Origin of the sequence: Staphylococcus nepalensis (assembly GCF_014635045.1) — a bacterium.
Classification (GTDB): Bacteria; Bacillota; Bacilli; order Staphylococcales; family Staphylococcaceae; genus Staphylococcus; species Staphylococcus nepalensis.
The window spans coordinates 1-3025 of the sequence record NZ_BMCF01000018.1 but is presented as its reverse complement, the minus strand read 5'-3'; the positions used below and the strand labels follow the sequence as shown (position 1 = coordinate 3025).

Sequence of the window (3025 nt, the reverse complement as noted above, 5' to 3'; positions counted from 1 at the left end):
ACCTAATGAGACGTGGGCGCCGTGTGTTCCTAAAAGTATAAAGAAACTAGACCAATAAGAACCGATTGTTAGGTTAACACCTTCTGATACGTAGTGTGCAAACTCGTAAATTTCAAATCCTACGAAGACAACACCAAATAATAAAGTGATAATCATCCAAATCGTCATTAATTTTGCTTTTTCTTTTCTCATATAGTAAATAGAAATACCACAAGTATAAGAACTAATTAATAACGCAAATGTCATTATCAAAACGAGGGGTAATTCGAACATTTCAGTCGTCATTTTACCGCCATAGTCTCCACCATGTTGAAGTGTTAATAGGGTTGCAAATAGCGTACCGAATAGTGAGACTTCTGCTGTAAGGAATATCCAAAAGCCAAGTCTATTTAAATTACCTTCATGCGAACGTTGATCAATAGTGTTTGCATCATGACTCATGACTTACAGCCTCCCTTTCTTTTATACGTGCTTCACGTAAACGTTTTTCGGTTTCTGCTACTTCAGAAGCTGGGATATGATAACCGTGGTCTACTTGGAAACTGCGGAAAATCATAGTGCCAAAGATACCTATTAAGCAAATAACAGCTGGAATAATTGTTTCAAAGACAAGGAAGAAGCCTCCGATTGTGAAGAAAATTCCCATCCAGAAACCAACTGGCGTATTATTTGGCATATGGATATCAGTGTAGTTGTGATTATCTAAGTAGTGTCTACCGTGTTCTTTCATATTTACAAATGTATCATAGTCATTCCAGTCTGGTGTAACAGCAAAGTTGTATTTAGGTGGCATCGCTGAAGCAGTTGACCACTCTAATGTACGTCCCAAACCGTACCAGTTATCACCAGTAGCTTCACGTGGTGATTTGAAGAAGCTATATACGATACTAGCAACTAAGAACATAAAGCCTAATGCCATCATGAGCGCACCGACAGTAGATATTGCGTTTAACAACCACCAGCCGTCTTCTGGCATATAAGTGTATAAACGACGTGGCATACCATCTAATCCAAGGATGAATTGAGGTAAGAAACAAACGTTAAATCCAATCATAAATAACCAGAAACTCCATTTGTTTAATGTTTCGTTTAACTTAAATCCAGTCATCTTAGGCCACCAGAATATGAGCGCACCTAAACAAGCAAATACAACACCAGCTACTAACGTGTAGTGGAAGTGTGCTACTAAGAAGTACGTATTATGGTACTGATAGTCAGCTGCTGCCATTGCAAGCATGATACCAGTTACACCACCAAGTAAGAAGTTAGGGATGAATGCTAGTGCAAATAACATTGGCGATTCAAACGTAATTCTACCTTGATATAAAGTGAATAACCAGTTAAATAATTTAACACCGGTTGGGATACCAATCAGCATGGTTGTGATTGAGAAGAATGAGTTAATTAATGCACCATTACCCATTGTGAAGAAATGGTGAACCCAAACTAAGAAACTAAGGAATGCGATACCTGCTGTTGCCCATACCATACTTTGGTGACCGAACAGACGTTTACGAGCAAATGTTGGAATAATTTCTGAATAAATACCGAATGCAGGCAGGATAACGATATAAACTTCGGGGTGCCCCCATACCCAGAAGAAGTTAGCCCATAACATTGGCATACCGCCATTTGCGACTGTAAAGAATGCAGTATCGAAGATTCTATCTGTTGTGAACAGTGCTAATGCCACTGTTAGTACTGGGAAAGCCAAGATAACGATTAATGCTGTAATGAAAGTAGTAACCGTAAACATTGGCATTTCCATAAATTTCATTGTAGGTGTTTTACATCTAAGTATTGTTACAAAGAAGTTAATACCAGTCATTAGGGTACCTATACCAGAAATCTGTATTGCGATAAGGTAGTAGTTGACCCCAGGTCCTGGACTGAATTCTCCTGCGAGTGGTGCGTAGTTCGTCCAACCAGCTGCAGGTGAGCCTCCGATTATAAATGATAAGTTGAATAACAACATACCTGAGAAGAATAACCAGAAACTTACGTTATTTAATACAGGGAATGCAACGTCTCTTGCACCAATTTGTAAAGGTACAATAACATTCCATAAACCAAAAATGAAAGGCATTGCCATAAAGATAATCATTATTACGCCATGCGTACTAAAGACTTCATTATAATGGTTTCCTTCTAAAAATGTATTATCTGGAATTGCTAATTGTGTACGCATCATTAAGGCATCAATACCGCCACGCACGAACATTAATACAGCACAGATTAAATACATAGCGCCGATTTTTTTATGGTCAATAGATGTGAACCATTCTCTGTATAGATATTTCCACAATTTAAAGTAAGTAATTACTGCGATCACTGCGATGATAGCGAACGGTGCACCAATTTGTGCCATTGTAATCATCCAGTTACCTTGAACGAGCAATTGATCCCATGGGAAATTCATTAATGTCCACCTCCATGTTCATGGTCTTTTTTCTCAGACTCTGATGCTTGTTCGTCTTTAGCACCTTCTGAGATTTTTTCCATTTCGTCCATATTATGTGATTCTTCATCTTTAAACTCACTATTATATGGTTCATTATTGCCTAGAATCATAGCTTTCATACCATGACGTTCGTAGTTTGCGTTTGTGATTTGTGGCTTACGTGCAGGTTTATTAGGTTTATCTAATACATCCTCTTTTATTTCTTTTGGTGTATTAAAATTTGGATCTTTCTGTACGTAATTGAAACGATCATAAGCATAGAAAATATACTCAGGATCAGCTGCTGGATCAACAAACGCCATATGCGTACCACTGAAAGTTAAGTTTTTGTTTTCAGTAGTTGGTAAAAGTTGTTTATCAAAAGTATCTTGATCTAATTCCTTTTGACTTTGAGCATCTTTTACCCAATCCTTAAATTCACTTTGGCTAACTGAATTGACATCAAATGTTTGGCGAGCGAATCCTTCACCGTTGAAGTTTGAGTTACGTCCTCTGAACGTTCCTTCTTCGCTAGCAGTTAAAGTCCAATCCATTGTCATTCCAGTCATCGCATATTTTTGACCA

The 3025-nt window shown here is 37.9% G+C and carries 2 protein-coding genes and 1 pseudogene; all 3 read right to left on the bottom strand.

The window, feature by feature from the left end:
* Nucleotides 1-441 (bottom strand): cytochrome c oxidase subunit 3 family protein (locus tag IEU88_RS13535; protein ID WP_188350427.1); only part of this gene is annotated, 441 nt, incomplete at its 3' end.
* A complete protein-coding gene (gene qoxB, locus IEU88_RS13530; protein ID WP_096810432.1) occupies nucleotides 431-2419 on the bottom strand; it encodes a cytochrome aa3 quinol oxidase subunit I in 1989 nt (662 codons plus the stop codon). The genes qoxB and IEU88_RS13535, both read right to left, overlap by 11 nt.
* Nucleotides 2419-3025: pseudogene (locus IEU88_RS13525) on the bottom strand (cytochrome aa3 quinol oxidase subunit II); the annotation flags it as partial. The pseudogene IEU88_RS13525 and the gene qoxB, both read right to left, overlap by 1 nt.